Annotated in this window: 14 protein-coding genes; all 14 read left to right on the forward strand. The window is 52.2% G+C overall.

What is annotated here, in order from left to right; genetic code table 11:
* Positions 1-2 precede the first annotated feature (2 nt).
* The 14 genes from HMPREF1022_RS09425 (at position 3) to HMPREF1022_RS09485 (ending at position 16,124) form a co-directional block, all read left to right on the forward strand.
* Complete coding sequence (locus HMPREF1022_RS09425; RefSeq protein ID WP_008681824.1) at positions 3-941, forward strand: GDP-L-fucose synthase family protein; 939 nt, start codon at positions 3-5, stop codon at positions 939-941.
* A complete protein-coding gene (locus HMPREF1022_RS09430; protein WP_009302904.1) occupies positions 938-2,797 on the forward strand; it encodes an ABC transporter ATP-binding protein in 1,860 nt (619 codons plus the stop codon). The genes HMPREF1022_RS09425 and HMPREF1022_RS09430 overlap by 4 nt, the downstream gene beginning before the upstream one ends.
* Before the next feature lies 1 nt (position 2,798).
* Positions 2,799-3,782 (forward strand): UDP-N-acetylglucosamine 4,6-dehydratase (inverting), encoded by a 984-nt coding sequence (gene pseB, locus HMPREF1022_RS09435; RefSeq protein ID WP_008681822.1) that lies wholly within the window; start codon positions 2,799-2,801, stop codon positions 3,780-3,782.
* A gap of 1 nt (position 3,783) precedes the next feature.
* Positions 3,784-4,887: a UDP-4-amino-4,6-dideoxy-N-acetyl-beta-L-altrosamine transaminase gene (pseC, locus tag HMPREF1022_RS09440; protein WP_035061098.1), complete on the forward strand. Its 1,104-nt coding sequence runs from the start codon at positions 3,784-3,786 to the stop codon at positions 4,885-4,887.
* Between the two features lie 57 nt (positions 4,888-4,944).
* Positions 4,945-5,634: a pseudaminic acid cytidylyltransferase gene (gene pseF, locus HMPREF1022_RS17340; protein ID WP_008681820.1), complete on the forward strand. Its 690-nt coding sequence runs from the start codon at positions 4,945-4,947 to the stop codon at positions 5,632-5,634.
* Positions 5,634-6,497, forward strand: a complete 864-nt coding sequence (locus HMPREF1022_RS09445; RefSeq protein ID WP_008681819.1) for an N-acetylneuraminate synthase family protein — start codon at positions 5,634-5,636, stop codon at positions 6,495-6,497. Before pseF ends, HMPREF1022_RS09445 begins: the two co-directional genes overlap by 1 nt.
* Entirely contained in the window at positions 6,497-7,480 is a 984-nt protein-coding gene (locus HMPREF1022_RS09450) for an acylneuraminate cytidylyltransferase (protein WP_009302906.1), read from the forward strand. Before HMPREF1022_RS09445 ends, HMPREF1022_RS09450 begins: the two co-directional genes overlap by 1 nt.
* A 14-nt stretch (positions 7,481-7,494) precedes the next feature.
* Positions 7,495-8,409, forward strand: a complete 915-nt coding sequence (locus tag HMPREF1022_RS09455) for a class I SAM-dependent methyltransferase (protein ID WP_232221584.1) — start codon at positions 7,495-7,497, stop codon at positions 8,407-8,409.
* A 95-nt stretch (positions 8,410-8,504) separates the two neighbouring features.
* Entirely contained in the window at positions 8,505-9,290 is a 786-nt protein-coding gene (locus HMPREF1022_RS09460; protein ID WP_008681816.1) for an SDR family NAD(P)-dependent oxidoreductase, read from the forward strand.
* A gap of 43 nt (positions 9,291-9,333) precedes the next feature.
* Positions 9,334-11,025: a thiamine pyrophosphate-binding protein gene (locus tag HMPREF1022_RS09465; protein ID WP_009302909.1), complete on the forward strand. Its 1,692-nt coding sequence runs from the start codon at positions 9,334-9,336 to the stop codon at positions 11,023-11,025.
* Positions 11,025-12,254 carry an ATP-grasp domain-containing protein gene (locus HMPREF1022_RS09470; protein WP_008681813.1) on the forward strand — a complete coding sequence of 410 codons (1,230 nt, stop codon included), beginning with the start codon at positions 11,025-11,027 and terminating at the stop codon, positions 12,252-12,254. Before HMPREF1022_RS09465 ends, HMPREF1022_RS09470 begins: the two co-directional genes overlap by 1 nt.
* Before the next feature lies 1 nt (position 12,255).
* A complete protein-coding gene (locus tag HMPREF1022_RS09475; protein ID WP_009302910.1) occupies positions 12,256-13,473 on the forward strand; it encodes a class I SAM-dependent methyltransferase in 1,218 nt (405 codons plus the stop codon).
* Positions 13,466-15,430 (forward strand): alpha-amylase, encoded by a 1,965-nt coding sequence (locus HMPREF1022_RS09480; protein WP_008681811.1) that lies wholly within the window; start codon positions 13,466-13,468, stop codon positions 15,428-15,430. The genes HMPREF1022_RS09475 and HMPREF1022_RS09480 overlap by 8 nt, the downstream gene beginning before the upstream one ends.
* Positions 15,431-15,668: 238 nt before the next feature.
* Positions 15,669-16,124, forward strand: coding sequence for a hypothetical protein (locus HMPREF1022_RS09485; protein ID WP_035061101.1), 456 nt, complete (start codon positions 15,669-15,671; stop codon positions 16,122-16,124).
* The last annotated feature ends 185 nt before the right edge of the window (positions 16,125-16,309 follow it).

The raw sequence follows: 16,309 nt of genomic DNA on the forward strand, positions 1-16,309 counted from the left end.
GTATGGACAAAAACGCGCTTATTTATGTGGCCGGGCACCGTGGCCTGGTAGGCGGGGGTATTTGCCGCGCGTTGCGTCGGGCCGGTTACAGCAATCTGCTTATCCGCACGCACGCGGAGCTTGATCTCTGCGATCAGGCCGCGGTACGCGCGTTTTTCGCGAAATGCCGCCCGGACTATGTCATCCTGGCGGCGGCCAAGGTGGGTGGTATTTATGCCAACGCCACGTATCCGGCGGAATTCATCTACCAGAATTTGCAAATTCAGAATAACGTCATTGACAGCGCATACCGCAACGGAGCGAAAAAGCTGCTCTTTCTGGGCTCATCCTGCATCTATCCCAAACTCTGCCCACAGCCCATCAAGGAAGAATACTTGCTCACCGGGCCTCTGGAACCCACCAACGACGCTTACGCCTTGGCCAAGATTTCGGGCATCAAGATGTGCCAGGCCTACAGAAAGCAGTATGGCTTTGACGCCATCAGCGCTATGCCCACCAATCTATACGGGCCGGGCGACAACTATCATCCCGAAAACAGCCACGTCATCCCGGCGCTGATCCGGCGCTTCCACGAAGCCAAACTGGCCGGGGCGGAAAAAGTGATTATCTGGGGCACCGGCACGGCCCTGCGCGAATTCCTGCATGTGGACGACATGGCTGAGGCCTGCGTTTTTCTGCTGGAGAAATATTCGGATTTTGAACACGTCAATGTAGGGTGTCAGAAAGAATGCGCCATCATGGACGTGGCTCGGCTTATTGCCAAGGTTGTCGGCTTTGAGGGCGCAATTGATACGGATCCCTCCAAACCGGACGGGACGCCGCGCAAGCTGATGGATTCCAGCAAGTTGTTTGGCATGGGCTGGAAACCGCAACACACTCTCGCTGAAGGCTTGGCCGAGAGTTATCAGTTGTTTGTGCGTCAGGCCGAAGTGCGGTCATGAGCGAGTCTCGTTCTGTTTTTCAAATTCTGCGTGCTCTGACGCCGTTGGCCTCCAGCCTAGGAAAGGGAAAAATTTGTGGCCTGCTGGCTTTGACAATTTTAATGGCCTTGAGCGAACTGGTCATCGCCGGCTTGGTGGCCTTGCTGGCTGCGTTATTTGGATCACCAGAAACGGCGCTCAACCATAATCCCTTGCTCTGGTGCAGAACGAACTTCGGTGTAGATTTTGGCAACGATGCCCGCTGGTTGGCCTTGGGAATTCTTTGTATGATTCTTCTGGCTATTGTGTGCAAAAATCTATTGAGCACAGTACATCAATGGCATATGACCGCATTTTCTGAATCCATAGGCAACAATGCTCGTAAGCGCCTGCTCCAATTGTTTTTGCGTGCCCCTTATTTATGGGTTCTCCGTGCGGGGACATCCGATATGCTGTTTGGCTTTAACGCGGGAACAATGCTTGGGCCAACCCTGTTGGCGGCTTTGCAGATACTTAGTAATGGCCTGATGATACTTACTATCTTTTTTGGGCTGGTGGCCGTATCCCCGTTGCCTTCTTTGGCTTTTTTGGGGGTGCTCGGTTTGGGCGGGTATCTGATTGTTCGTGTGACGCGCAATATGCTGAATACTCGCGCGAGCGCTGTCTATCGGGCCGATCTTGGGGCGCATAGAATACAGCAAACAGTTGTGCACGGTTTAAAAGAAATGCGTCTGTACGGGCGAGAATCTGTAGTCTTTGCGGCCTATTCAGACAAACTGTGTGACGTGCTGATTGCGAAAAAGTGGCTTCAGGCTTTGTCACGCTTGCCGGTTGGCAGTTTGGAAGTTTTGGGTTTCGCATCCTTGGTGGGGGTGCTGTTGCTTTTGATTCTTGTGCAAAATGCGAGCATCGCCATCGTGTCCGGAATCATGGGGTTCATGGCCGCCGCTGCTTGGCGGACCTTGCCCACGGCCAACAGGCTTGTTGATGCTCTTACCTTGCTGCGGTCTTCGCTACCCTATTTAACGAAGATAGTTGATACCATCGCGCTGGAAAAACAGTTTGCAGGGCAGCTTACTCCCGCATTTGAATCTTCTGTGCCGATTATTGCTTTCAGCAAGGCCATAGAACTTGAAAAGGTAAGTTTTCATTACCCGGGAGCAGTCGCTGCTGCGCTACACGATGTGGATTTTTGCATTCAGGCTGGGAAAATGGTGGGCTTGGTGGGATTCTCTGGTGCGGGAAAAAGCACGCTAGTCAATATCATCGCGGGACTTATTCCTCCCGAGTGTGGGCATCTTAAGGTGGATGGGGTCGCAATTACTAAGGACAACTATCAGTCTTGGCTGAAACGTATAGGTTATGTGGCCCAAGCCCCCTATCTTTTGGATGCATCATTGGCGGAAAATGTGGCGCTTTCCCGTTGGGGAGAATCCATTGACCGAGAGCGCGTTCTTGAGTGTTGCCGCATGGCGGCTCTTGATTTTATCGAAGAGCTGGACGATGGAATTGACACGGTGCTTGGAGAGTTGGGAGTACGCCTTTCTGGGGGCCAGGCACAGCGTGTTGCCATTGCCAGAGCTTTGTATAGTAAGCCTGAACTGATCATTTTTGATGAAGCAACAAGCTCTCTCGATTTGAAGAATGAAAAGTCCATCCATGAAACTATCCTGTCTCTGCGAGAGAAGGTAACCATAGTTATTGTTGCCCACAGGCTAAGTACCGTAGAAACCTGTGATGCCCTTATTTGGCTCGATAAAGGGCGAGTGCATATGGCTGGAAGTGTAGAAAAGGTATTGCCGGAATATATGGCGGCATTATCCGGCAGTGTGAAGAAAGTATTACCCAGCAATGTTGCCGGAGCAGAAGTGGAATAACATGTTTAATGAAAAGTCTATTCTTATTACGGGTGGGACGGGCTCTTTCGGTAAAAAGTGCATTGAAGTTTTGCTTAAAAAGTACACGCCGAAACGCATTATTGTTTTTTCTCGCGATGAACTGAAACAGTTCGAAATGGCGCAGAAATTTTCTCCAGAAAAATATCCGTGCATGCGTTATTTTATTGGAGATGTGCGCGATAAAGAACGCTTGCACAGAGCCTTTAGAGGCGTGGACTATGTTATTCATGCCGCAGCACTCAAGCAGGTTCCCGCAGCAGAGTATAATCCCACGGAATGCATCAAGACAAATATTACCGGCGCAGAAAATATTGTTAATGTTGCCGCCGACTGTGGTGTTAAAAAAGTAGTAGCACTGTCTACAGACAAAGCCGTAGCCCCGGTGAACCTATATGGGGCTACCAAACTTTGTTCAGACAAGCTTTTCGTTGCTGCCAATGCCTTTACCGCCTGTGAAACTGTGTATTCTGTGGTGCGTTATGGCAACGTTATGGGCTCGCGGGGTTCTGTTATTCCGTTTTTCATCAAAAAACGTGAAGAGGGTGGCCCGCTGCCCATAACAGATATGCGGATGACGCGCTTTTGGATTACGTTGGAAGAAAGCGTGCATATGGTACTACGTTCATTTGAAATTGCTGGCGGCGGCGAGGTGCTGGTGCCCAAAATCCCCAGCATGAAGATCACTGATCTAGCGGAAGCCATCGCACCTGGTATGCCCACAGTAGAAGTGGGGATCCGCCCCGGCGAAAAGCTGCATGAAACCATGATTACCGCGGAAGACAGCCGGCATACTATTGATATCGGCAAGTATTATGTCATTAAGCCTGAAACTTTCCGTTACAAAGGGCCAGAAGGAACGCCTGTTCCTGAAGGTTTTGAATATAATTCTGGTACCAACTCAGAATGGTTGACGGTGCCGCAGTTGAAAAACACTCTGCGTGAGCAGGGCTTTGATGTGAAATAATATGAGTAATTTTTTGCCTTATGGGCGTCAAATCATAGGTGATGATGACATCGCCGCAGTTGTGGATGTGTTGCGGTCAGACTATCTGACCACAGGGCCAGCTGTTGAGCGTTTTGAGGCAGATGTGTGCGCCTATACCGGTGCGACCCATGCCGTTGCGGTAGCCAACGGTACAGCGGCTCTGCACGCGGCCATGCACGCACTCGGTATCGGCAGGGGGGATGAGGTTATAGTCACCCCCATGACTTTTGCAGCCTCTGCCAACTGTATTCTCTACCAGGGGGGAACCCCCGTATTTGCCGATGTGGATTCACATACCCTGCTGCTTGATCCAGCAGCGGTGGAGGCTGCCATTACGCCGCGCACCAAGGCGATTATTGCCGTGGACTACGCAGGCCAGCCCTGTGATTGGGACGCTCTGCGCGGTATCGCGGACAAGCATAAGCTGGCCCTTGTGGCCGATGGCTGCCACGCCTTGGGGGGAGCTTATAAAGGCCGCAAGGTTGGCACGTTGGCAGATATTACGGTATTCAGCTTTCACCCTGTAAAGCATATCACCACTGGCGAGGGCGGTATGGTTGTAGCCGACGATGCGAATCTTGCCAGAGCCATGCGTGCCTTCCGGGGTCATGGTATCACCACCACGGCCAGCCAGCGCGAAAAATCCGGCGCGTGGTTCTATGAAATGACGGATTTGGGCTACAACTACCGCATCACAGACTTTCAATGCGCCCTTGGCAGCAGCCAGCTGAAAAAGTTGGATCAATGGATTGAAAAGCGCAACGCATTGGCGCAGTCCTATGACGCGGCCCTCGCGAGCACGGCCATTCGGCCGCTTACCAAGCATGCGCACGTACTCCATGCCTACCATTTGTATGTGGTACGCACGCCAGATAGGGACAATACATTTAAGCGGCTGCGCGAGGCAGGAATAGGCGCTAACGTGCATTATATTCCTGTACACTTGCACCCATACTATCAAAATCTGGGTTATAAAAAAGGCAGTTGTCCCGTGGCAGAAGCCGCTTATACGGAGATTTTGACGTTACCGCTATGGCCTGGAATGGTGACAGAAGATGTGACGAGGGTTGTGGCAGAGCTGTAGTTTTTTTGAAATGGCAGCGTTCTCTTTGTTGTCTTTCCACAATTGGCCGAGGGCCATATGAAGATAGCTGTTATTCCCGCAAGGGGTGGATCAAAACGTATTCCGCGTAAAAATGTGCGGCAATTTTGCGGTAAACCTCTGCTGGCCTATCCCATTGACATCTGTCTGCAGAGTGGTCTTTTCAAACACGTAATCGTGAGTACAGACTCAGAAGAAATCGCAGAAGTGGCAAGAGCGTGCGGAGCTGAAGTTCCTTTTATGCGTCCGCCTGAATTGGCAGGTGACTTTGTCGCCACAGCGCCAGTAGTGAAGCACACTGTAGCATGGGTGGACGAGCATTGGGGGAGCGTAGCGTACTGTTGCCAGCTCTATGCAAACCCTTTCATAACATTGTCACATTTGCAACAAGGGTTTGAATTGCTGCGTGAGCGTGGAGTCCATGAAACCTTGGGGATTGTGGAATTTCCCTATCCAATATTGAGAGCCTTTCAATTAAGCGATGCTGGCACTGTTGATTATGCTTTTCCTCAGTACCGCTCTGCCAGATCACAAGATTTGCCTGTGTTTTATCATGATGCGGCACAGTTTTATTGGCATGACTGCGCAAAAATGCACGAAGATGGTGAACATAAGTCGCTGCCTGTGATTATTCCCCGTCATAGGGCTGTGGATATCGATACTGAAGAAGATTGGCGCGTGGCAGAGCGCCTGTACATGGCCTTATCTCTGCGCGACAGGAGCATGTGATGGCCGTACAGTTCATGGCTGAGGTATCCAGCAATCATAATGCGGACATCAGCCGCTGTCTTGCTTTTGTGGACGCGGCGGCAAGGATCGGGTGCAATGCGGTCAAGTTTCAGCTTTTCAGGCTGGAAGGTTTGTTCGCGCCGGAAATATTGCAGCGTTCGGCCATGCACCGCGCCCGAAAGGCATGGGAGCTACCCGTTGCTTTTTTGCCTGCCATCGCCGAGCATTGTCGAGAACTGGGGCTGGCTTTTTGCTGCACGCCCTTTGATCTTCGTGCTGTGGAGGAGCTGGCGCCGCATGTGGACAGTTTTAAAATCGCCTCCTATGAGCTCACATGGCCGGATTTGCTCCGCGCCTGCGCGCAAACAGGTAAGCCTGTGATTCTTTCTACGGGCATGGCCTACCTGGAAGAATGCCAGAACGCCGTGAAAGTCCTGCGTCAGGCAGGGGCCAGGGATGTGACTGTTCTCCACTGCGTTTCTCACTATCCAACACGCCCCGAAGAGGCCAACCTGTCCTGCGTGGGCACGCTCCGACAGGCGTGCGGCTGTCCGGCGGGGTGGTCAGACCATTCTGTGCAGCCCGGCGTTATCTATCAGGCCATTTTCGGCTTTGGCGCGTCGATGGTGGAATTTCACCTTGACCTTGACGGGCAGGGGGCAGAATACGCTTCTGGTCATTGCTGGTTGCCTGAGGCTATGGGCGACGTCATCAAACAAGTCCGCTGCGGTGAAACAGCTGTGGGTGACGGCGTCAAACACACTACCCCGAGCGAAGAAGCGGAGCGTCTCTGGCGGGCTGACCCTGAAGACGGTCTCCGCCCCTTTAAGACGGTGCGCCAGACTTTTGTGGGTGATGGTTAATGAATGAAAAGCGCGTGCTTTTTCGGTGCAATGCCGATCACGCAACGGGATTTGGGCATGTGAGCCGTTGTCTTTCCGTGGCACGCGAGCTTCGGCAATCAGTGGATCATATCTGCTTTGCACTGGGCAGCGGTGACGCGGTACGGCGTGTGCAAGAGCGCGGGTTCACTGCTGCCGTACTTTCCGGTAATGATGCCGATGCAGCATTCGAGCAGCTTGTGAGCCGTATGCGTCCCTCTATTCTCGTGATGGACGTGCGGCCTGCGCATTCAGAGGCCTGCCTGCGGGCTGTACGCGCCCTTGTACCTACCATCGCGGTTATTGATGACAGCAGCCGCCAGCGATTGTTTGCTGACCATGTATTTCTTCCACCCACGCCCACGACCAAGCAACTTGACTGGACAGATTTCAAGGGGCAAATACACATGGGACTGGAATGGATGCCCTTGGGGGACACTTTTGAACCCTGCCCGCCCAGTCCATGGCCGGGCACAGGACCGCGCCGTTTGCTCATGACCATGGGCGGGAGCGACCCTTGGGGCTACACCATGGCTCTTGCGCCCGAACTGGATGCGGTATGCCGGCTTCAGGGGATGGAGTTGGGCATTGTCATAGGGCCGGGTTTTGCACAGCGTGAACAGCAAATTGAAACATGCACGGCGCTGCCGTGCCGTCCCCGCATTTTTGACAGCCCTGCGCGCATGACCGAGGTATATCAATGGTGTCATGTGGCCCTGATCGTGTTTGGCGTGACTGCCTACGAACTGGCCGCGTGCGCCCGTCCTGCGCTCTATGTTTGCCCCAACGCGGACTATAAGGAACACGCGGGGGTATTTGTTGCAGAAGGCAAGGGAAGAATATGGCCACTCAGGCCATATTCTCTTGCCTTCTTGAGCGACGTATTGGAAAAGATGTTCATGCTGACATTTGCTCCACTGCCAAATGCAGGGGCAAAATCTATTGCGAACCTGGTGCAATTATAGGGATATCCATGTCCATGTCGAATACTCTGACTACAGCCGCGCACTATGGCCCATGCCTTGCTCGCAAAGGCGACTATGAAATCATTGACTGCCAAGCGTGTGGTTTTGCCCACAGCACGCCACTTCCGACTGAAGATACGGTTGAGCAGATATACACCGCAGAGTATTATTCGGCTGTAAAACCAGAATATATTGCCTTGGTAGAAAAAGAGCGCACGTGGCACGAAAGCGTTTTTAACGAACGCCTTGGCGTCTTAGAGGGTGCCGTTCAAGGGCGTCGTCTGTTGGAAGTTGGCTCTGGACCGGGCATTTTTTTGCAAACGGCCGTGAGTAGAGGGTGGACTGTACAGGGATTTGAACCTTCGCGCGAGGCGTGGGCATATTCTACAAAAGTGCTGCATATGCCTGTAGAAAACACCTTTTTTACACACGAAAAAACCCAAAACGAGCCATTTGATAGTGCCTATCTGGGACTTGTGCTTGAGCATATCCCCAACCCCATACAGATGCTGGAGAATGTACGGCGGTGTCTTAAGCCTGAAGGCGTGATTTGCGTGGTCGTTCCCAATGATTTTTCACCTTTGCAGCGCGCCTTGCACGAACAGGGATTTCCGGAATGGTGGGTGGCTCCGCCGCACCACCTCAACTACTTCACGCATGAATCGCTGAAGAGAATTCTGGAACGCACGGGCTTTGCCGTTATTTCACAGACTGCAACGTTCCCACTGGAGATATTTTCTTTACTGGGCATGAACTATATTGGGAATGACGAGGTCGGCCGAAAATGTCATCAGCTTCGCTGTGATTTTGAAAAGACTCTTGATGATGTTGGCTTGCACCAGATGCGCCAAGAGATCTATGCGCTATGCCAAAAATATGGCATCGGTAGAGAATGTGTTGCCTATGCTCGGGTGAACAATATTGCCTGATAATGGTATCTCGTGACAAAGATCTACAGAAAAACTTGTTGTGGCTTTTGACATCTCATAGTTGAAATTGTTGGAAATCTACGGGTTTTCAACTGATGAAACGCTTTCATACCGTGCCCGTAATGGAGGCAATCTTCATGAGTCCGCAAAATATGATCCTTACGGGGTCTAGTGGCGACATTGGCGAAGCCATAGCCCTTGCCGCAGCTGAGGTGGGCATCAATGTAGCTCTGTGCTGCAATTCTGCCGCAAACAAGGCGCATGCCCTTGAAGAAAAGGTAAAATCGCAAGGTGTCAAAGCTGTAGTCATACAGGGAGATCTATCTCAGCCCCCAACATCAGCCGCCATAGTGCGGCAAGCGTGCGAGGCTCTTGGCGGGGTGGATATTCTTGTGAACAACGCAGGTTTTTTGCACCAGCAGCCTTTTGAGCAGATACCTGTTGAGGAGTGGGATGTCACTTTTGACATTAATCTGCGCGCTCCCTTTCTTTTGGCTCAAGCGGTGTTTCCTGTCATGCGGCAGGGGGGCGGAGGGCATATCATCAATATTGTCTCGTCTGGGGGCCAGTTGGGGGGACCGCTGGCGCCACACTATGCGGCCAGTAAGGCGGGTCTGATTTGCTTGACCAAATCCCTCGCCCGTCTGGGGGCTAAAGACAACATCATCACCCACGCCATTTCACCGGGACTTATTGTAACAAAAATGGTCGCCGTCGAAATGGCCTCTGAAGCTGGCAGGGAAAAGCTGAAAAATATTCCCCTTGGCAGGGCGGGCACTGTGGGGGAAGTTGCCCAGTGTGTATGTTTACTTGCGCAGGGCAAGATGGATTATGCCACAGGGCAGACCATCAACCTGAACGGCGGCCTATATATGGGATAGTTTCCCATGTGCAAATTGTGCTGTGCAAAATGAGGATATACTTATGTTGGGCGCAGAGAATATTATTGATTTTTTCCATGCTAACGGGGCTTCCTTTTTCACCTTTCCTGGTGGGACCATTGCGCCTTTGTATGACGTGCTGCTGCAGCGGGGCATTGCTGTTTTTACAGCGCGGCACGAGCAGGGCGCTGGGTATGCGGCTTTGGCTAAATCGAGGTTACTGCAGGAACCGCAGGTTGTTATGGTAACTTCGGGCCCTGGGGTAACAAATATTCTCTCTGTTGTCGCTGATGCATATTTTGATGGTACGCCGCTAATTGTTCTTACAGGGCAAGTTGGCACGGCTGACTTGCAGTCAGGACGACCAGTTCGCCAGCGGGGCTTTCAGGAAGTTGATACGCCAGCCATTGTTTCATCGGTGTGCAAACACTGCTATCAAGTGACTGATCCTGAAACTTTGCCTTCTGTACTCAGGGATGCCTATGCGTTGAGCATGATCGGGCGTAGAGGCCCCGTTGTTATTGATTTGCCGATGAATGTACAACGGGCGGAGGTGCATTGCTCTGCGGCGGAGGTTCCCGTACCCGCTGAAGGACAGCTGCCCCATCAGCAGGTACAGGAGGCAGTAGAGTCGTTGAAGGTGTCTGAGCGGCCAGTCATTCTCGCAGGTCAGGGCGTGCTGCAATCAGGTGGACTGTTGGCTTTGCGCGAACTTGCGCATCAGCACAATATCCCAGTGGTTTCTTCCTTGCTCGGGCTGGGCTGCATGCCGGGCGATTCTCCTTTGAATGTCGGTTTTGTAGGCCATACGGGAGTTCAAGTCGCAGGACAGGTTTTGCAAGAAGCTGACTTTGTCTTGATACTCGGAGCACGCCTTGACGTCCGTCAAACCGGGACATGTGTTGATGATTTTTGTCGCCATGCGCGTAAAATACTGCGTGTGGACATCGACGAGGGCGAGCTTGCAGCACCGCGAGTGCGTATCGATGGGGTAATTTTAGGTGATGTGAAACACTTTCTAAATGTCTTGAGCGCTGCCCTGTCAACTCCCACAGGGCTAGTTCTGAACGCTCGTGGGCAATGGCTTGCGCAGATTGAAACCTGGAAACAGCACAACACGACCGACGCGCATGAGGATCTTTCCCCCAAAACCGTTGTCCAATTTTTGGACAAAGTCACCGCTGGCAAAGATGTGGTGCTTACAACCGGCGTGGGGTCGCATCAGCATTGGGCGGCCAGGCATTTCACCTTTGATTGGCCTAAGCGAGTGCTGTTGACGTCTGGTGGGCATGGAACTATGGGCTACGACGTGCCTTCAGCTGTGGGGGCAGCGCTGACATATCCTGATAGAACTATTCTCTGTATCGTGGGCGATGCCTCCTTTCAAATGAATATTCAAGAGTTACAGTCTATCCGTGACCACAACCTGAATATTAAAATCATTGTGCTGGATAACGGGCGCATGGCGCTTGTGTCGCAATTCCAGCAGTTGACATGGGGTTCTGACCCGACTACGGGCAACGTTTTAAATCCGGATTTTGTAGCTATAGCAAAAGCCTACGGTATTGAAGCTGTCACTGTCGAAAAAGCGGAAGCGTTGCCGGGAACTCAAGATCTACTTTTGTCAAACAAGCCAGCCCTTCTGCATTGCCGCATCACACCACATGCCGATGTGCTGCCCATGCTGCTTGCGGGCCAGAAACTTGATGCAATGCATCACGGTGACATACAGTAATGCAGAAAACCCTCATTTTGCTCGGCGCTGGCGGGGAGTGCGTGCACGCTATTCTCCATGCGAAAAAGCTTGGCTATCGCGTGCTTGCCACAGATAAAAATCCGCAGGCCTGTGGCGCAACCGTGGCAGACGAATTTTTGCCCTTGTGTGCGTACACGCCTGAAGAATCTGTGGCGGGCCTTCTTGCGTGGCGTGAGCGGGGAGGGGATCCTGGCGGCGTCTTGTGCGTGGCTGTGGACGCACCAACCACTGTAGCCGCCGTGGGGAAGGCTCTGAACCTCTCCGCCATCAGTGTTGAAACCGCCCAACTGGCCACAGACAAGCTGGCCATGAAGGATATGTTCAAGGCTCGGGGGATTCCCATCCCGTGGTATGCTCCAGTGCGCGATGCACAGGACGTGCGTGAGGCTTTACAAAAAAAAGCCTGCCCGCTTGTTATTAAGCCTGTAGACAGCAGGGGCGCGCGCGGCGTAATGCGCCTCACTCCTGATGTAGATGCGGAGTGGGCCTTTGCGGCGGCTCAGGCAGAATCGCGAACTGCGCGGGTGATGATAGAGGCCTACCTTGACGGCCCGCAAGTGAGTACCGAAGGGCTTATGGTGCATGGTGTGGCGCACATTCCCGGTTTCGCTGACAGAAATTATGAATTTCTGGAGCGCTTTGCTCCACATGTTATAGAGAACGGCGGGGACATGCCTTCGATATTGCCCATGGAAGCGCAGGCCGCCATCAAGACGCTTACGGGCGAGGCGGCCACGGCCTTGGGTCTTACCCACGGCCCGGTTAAGGGGGATTTGGTGTGGCATGAGGGCAAACCCTATGTCATTGAGCTCGCTGCACGACATTCAGGCGGGTACTTTGTAACTCATGAAATTCCTTGGAATACGGGCGTAGATCTGCTCGGCGTGTCCATTCGCATGGCCATGGGCGAAGAAGTCGACACCGATGCTCTGCGCCCCAGATACCAGAAAGGTGTTTGCCAACGCTATCTTTTTCCTGAAGCAGGGAACGTAATTGCCGTAGAGGGAGAGGAAGAAGCACGACAACTCCCCGGTGTAAAGTATGTAGAACTACGGGTAAAGCCGGGGGACGCCGTACAGCCTATTCAAAGCCATCCCGGCCGTGCTGGTGTTGTCATGACAGTGGGTGCGACGCGCCGTGAGGCGCAATCGGTCATGCGTGAAGCTCTTGAGCGTGTGCGCATCACAACTGCTGTGGAGGATAAGTGATATGGCGCAGCGACCTGCCATGATTTTAATTCAAGCCGCATCACGGGCGTGGAGCGGTGGACAGGATTTGTGCATGCGACTTGCACAAGGGCATATCCCCGCAGTGCAACAGACTGCGGCCAAAGCTTTAGCAACGTGGCCGGGCATTCCCGTGGTTATCATTGCCCCTGAATACGATAGAGGATGTGAGCTTGAGCAGGTCAAGGAAGCCTTGATAGAAAATGGAAATATTTCAATATATTATGGGTTTGATGCCAGCCCCCTTGATCGAATGCTGGCCGCAACTGAATCCTGCTCTGAAGAAGACTGCATTGTACGTATTGATGGTCTCCATTTTGGCTGGATTCCAGATGTTGTTGCTGGCATGTATGAACTTGCGATAGGAAAGCGCCTAGATTGCGTTAAACTACCAGATGATTTTCCCGCACAGATTTCTTCGGATATCTACCGTGTTGGTGCTCTGCGTAAGATGCGAGCTATGCTGCAATATCATCCGGATTCTGCCGTTTATGCGGTACATCCAAAATATTTTATGTTTTTTTCCGCAGAGTTTACTTGTGCTTTTTTTGAATGTGACGACATAATTGACGACACATACCTGCAGCAATGTCGCGAGGCATTCGCAGCGGTATACGACAGTCATATTAATGTGATATTATCAGCACAAATTGCTTCTGGAAATCAATTTTCTTTTAGATATGAGCTTGCGCAGAAGTATATTTCAAAGTCGGACGTTGTCCTTGATATTGCCTGTGCCACAGGCTGGGGAACACGCATGCTTGCCGAGCATGCAAAGTCTGTGATTGGTGGGGATATAGAACCTGCTTCAATTGCTGCTGCGTCCATAGATATTCCGAGCAATGTGCATTTCCAAGTGGAAGACTGTCTTGCCATGTCATTTGCAGATGAGACGTTTGATGTTGTCGTCTCCTGTGAAACTCTTGAGCATGTTGATGCAGCCGCTTTTCTTCAAGAATGCAGGCGAGTCTTGAAACCGAATGGAATTCTTGTCATATCAACGCCGCAAAATCGTTTCGGCCATATTCCGATAACGATTGAGCATACTCACGAGTTTTCCGCAAAGGAATTGCGGGATGTTTGTGGTAGTTTCTTCCATGTCATCACCCAGCAAGGGTTAAAGCAGGGGCGTATTTTGAAAGATGGCGACCCGTTGGGCGCTAGCTCCTTTATCGTGTGTAAAAAGATTGCAGATGACTAAAGCGCAAACCACAGCCTATTTATTTTTCCATTGTAACCTCGCCTTTTCTTCTATTGCGGAAGAACAGCGCGCCGAGGTGATCGACCGTTGTTACATTCCCATGCTTGGCATTGCCCAAGAGTACGGCATCCCCCTTGGCGTGGAATGCACGGGATGGACGCTGGAAGAAATCGCCCGCTTACGGCCGCAGTGGTTAGACCGCTTCAGCACGCTCTGCGCTCAAGGCTTGGCTGAGTGCATCGGCTCGGGCTACACCCAGCTTATCGGCCCGCTGGTTCCGTCAGATGTTAACTGCAACAACCAGCGTCTTGGGCAGCGGGCATATGAACACCTGCTTGGGCAGCAGCCCGCAATTGCGCTGATCAACGAGCAGGCGTACTCGTCGGGTATTCTGGAACATTATGTAGACCACGGCTATGCCAGCATCTTGATGGAATGGGACAATCCCGCCCTTGCCCATCCCAGCTGGCAGAGTGAGCTGCGGTACGCGCCGCAGAAGGTTCTTGACCATCAGGGCCGCCCTCTTGATCTCGTATGGGTGCAGTCTGTGGTATTTCAGCATTTGCAGCGGCTGGTACACGAAGACTTGGAGCTTGATGCTTATCTGAATTGTCTGAAGCGGCATGTTGGCCCCAGTTCCAGAGCTATCTGCCTTTACGGCAATGATGCGGAAGTGTTCAACTTCAGGCCGGGACGTTTTGAAACAGAGGCCGCTATAACACTGGGCGAATGGCAGCGCATGGCGCAAGCCCTGTGCGCAGTGCGGGATGCGTTGGGTTGGCGCTTTTGTTTGCCAAGCCAGGTAACGGCCTTGAACCTCCCTCATGCCGGGCACGTCCTGCAACTGGAATCTTCAGCTCAGCCTGTTATTGTCAAAAAGCAGCCCAAGTACAATCTGTTGCGCTGGGCGGTCACCGGGCGGGGTGACTTGGACATCAATACGCGTTGCCATCGTATACTCCATGCCATGCGCGCGGGCGTGCCTGATGATGCGGACTGGAGGGCACTCTGTTGCCTTTGGGCCAGCGACTTTAGAACCCACATCACAGAGCAGCGATGGAATCGGTATGCGGCGGCGTTGGCAGACATGGAAAACAAGTGGCAGGTGTCGCCGCCGGATAATTCAAGCTTGCTCACGGGGCAAACAGCAGCATTGACCATGCCGCGCTGGATTGATGCGGCCACTCCTCATGTGGCGGCGCGGCTCAACCCACGCAAGGGCTTGGCGGTGCAGGCGCTTTCCTTCCCTTCGCTTGGCTCTGCACCCGTTCTGGGCACTATCTCGCACGGTGATTTTGAAGATATCGCGCATGCTGCCGATTTTTTTACCGGACATGTGGTGCTGGAAGCCCAGGGGGAGCGCAAGCGTACAGACCTCGCAACCGTAACTCCAGAAATGACGGAAACAGAGCAGTACATCAGCTACAGCGCTGCTATTCCCAATTTTTTCTGCCCCATGGAAAAGGCTGTCCGCCTTTCAAAGCAGCGGCCTGAGTTCAGCATTGCCTATCGGTTTGGCTGGCAATCGTTGCCCGTGTGTTCCATACGCCTTTTGCACCTTACTCTGTTGCCCGAGGCCTATGACGTAAGCACCCTCTTTTTTGCAACGCACAACGGCGGCAGCGGGTGGGAGCGCTTCGCGCTGACCTCGCCAGTTAACCACACGGCGCCGGTGTCCTTTCTGGTATCGGCAAGCCATGCCTTGGGCATGACAAGCGGGCTGTTGCGCATTGGCGATGCACGACACTGGCTTGAAGTAAAAACAGATTTAGCGCAGACCGCACTTGTGGGTATGATTGTCCATCAGCCCGTTGGCGCATCATGGCTTACCCGCGTTATATTGTCGTATCGAGAGATCGATGATACTGCCAAGCCTAATGCACTGGTTCCACCTTCAACTGTGACAGTCACTGTGGCCGCACACAGTAAAGAAATGGCTGCTGATGCCATATGTTAAAATGGTTTTATACCAAAGTCTAAGGTTGCCGTTTAAAAGATCGCGCATCTCGCGTGCGACACCTAGTCAAGGATTAATATAGAAATGCTTGTCACCGCACCGCGTCCCTTGGTAATTTTTTGCCGGAAACGGGCATAGAGCCCTATGCGCGCAATCTTGCCGTATTGGCCATGCCGGCCGCACATTGCGGCAACGTGTTTTGCTCATAAAGTGTACCGGCCAAATGGCGTATTGTTCCATGATAGCTATGTACGGCATGCCTGTAGAAAATCTCGAAATGGAAAAAAAGCGCCTTTGCGCCATATGCCACGCCAAGCATGATATAATATGTCGAGAGTATAGCTTTGAGCCTCTGGATATGGCCCAACTCACTGCTCCTCCAGATGAGTTTGCACAAATAATCGAGGCATATTCTTACGATTTGGGATCTGCTGAATATGCTGGCTTCTCTGTAGGGCTTATAGCCGCCTATGATTTTTCTCTTTTAACAAAACACTTGTATAGCGCAGACATTTCCCCTGAAAATATACCTATTATGCGTGCATATGTTCTCAACACCATGCCTTGCCTGACATACAGCAAAAAAATGCTTGAACGCATTACACTAGGTGCAATCCTTTGCTTTAATGAATACGCGCATGCCAAGCGATATGATTTTGCGCTAGCATTGCGCATGTACCGTTTATTGCAGTAAACTTGGCATCACATTTGGGCACAAGTGGGGCATTGTTTGCTTGTACAAGAAATATATTATCTGCTTAGGCATTTAAATATTGCGCTCAATGGCCTTCAGCACGCCATTTACCTATCGCAGAGAGATATGTCTGTGCCTACTTTGATGTTGTCCTCTTCCGCTCATATGGGAAATATGGAGTAGAA

The organism is Desulfovibrio sp. 6_1_46AFAA (assembly GCF_000224635.1).
GTDB classification, from domain to species: Bacteria; Desulfobacterota; Desulfovibrionia; order Desulfovibrionales; family Desulfovibrionaceae; genus Desulfovibrio; species Desulfovibrio fairfieldensis.

Coding starts and splice junctions, on each gene's coding strand:
- pseF (WP_008681820.1), top strand. CDS start 4,945: ATGAAGATAGCTGTTATTCCCGCAAGGGGTGGATCAAAACGTATTCCG.
- pseC (WP_035061098.1), top strand. CDS start 3,784: ATGAGTAATTTTTTGCCTTATGGGCGTCAAATCATAGGTGATGATGAC.
- pseB (WP_008681822.1), top strand. CDS start 2,799: ATGTTTAATGAAAAGTCTATTCTTATTACGGGTGGGACGGGCTCTTTC.
- HMPREF1022_RS09460 (WP_008681816.1), top strand. CDS start 8,505: ATGAAACGCTTTCATACCGTGCCCGTAATGGAGGCAATCTTCATGAGT.
- HMPREF1022_RS09450 (WP_009302906.1), top strand. CDS start 6,497: ATGAATGAAAAGCGCGTGCTTTTTCGGTGCAATGCCGATCACGCAACG.
- HMPREF1022_RS09485 (WP_035061101.1), top strand. CDS start 15,669: ATGATAGCTATGTACGGCATGCCTGTAGAAAATCTCGAAATGGAAAAA.
- HMPREF1022_RS09475 (WP_009302910.1), top strand. CDS start 12,256: ATGGCGCAGCGACCTGCCATGATTTTAATTCAAGCCGCATCACGGGCG.
- HMPREF1022_RS09455 (WP_232221584.1), top strand. CDS start 7,495: ATGTCGAATACTCTGACTACAGCCGCGCACTATGGCCCATGCCTTGCT.
- HMPREF1022_RS09445 (WP_008681819.1), top strand. CDS start 5,634: ATGGCCGTACAGTTCATGGCTGAGGTATCCAGCAATCATAATGCGGAC.
- HMPREF1022_RS09465 (WP_009302909.1), top strand. CDS start 9,334: ATGTTGGGCGCAGAGAATATTATTGATTTTTTCCATGCTAACGGGGCT.
- HMPREF1022_RS09425 (WP_008681824.1), top strand. CDS start 3: ATGGACAAAAACGCGCTTATTTATGTGGCCGGGCACCGTGGCCTGGTA.
- HMPREF1022_RS09480 (WP_008681811.1), top strand. CDS start 13,466: ATGACTAAAGCGCAAACCACAGCCTATTTATTTTTCCATTGTAACCTC.
- HMPREF1022_RS09470 (WP_008681813.1), top strand. CDS start 11,025: ATGCAGAAAACCCTCATTTTGCTCGGCGCTGGCGGGGAGTGCGTGCAC.
- HMPREF1022_RS09430 (WP_009302904.1), top strand. CDS start 938: ATGAGCGAGTCTCGTTCTGTTTTTCAAATTCTGCGTGCTCTGACGCCG.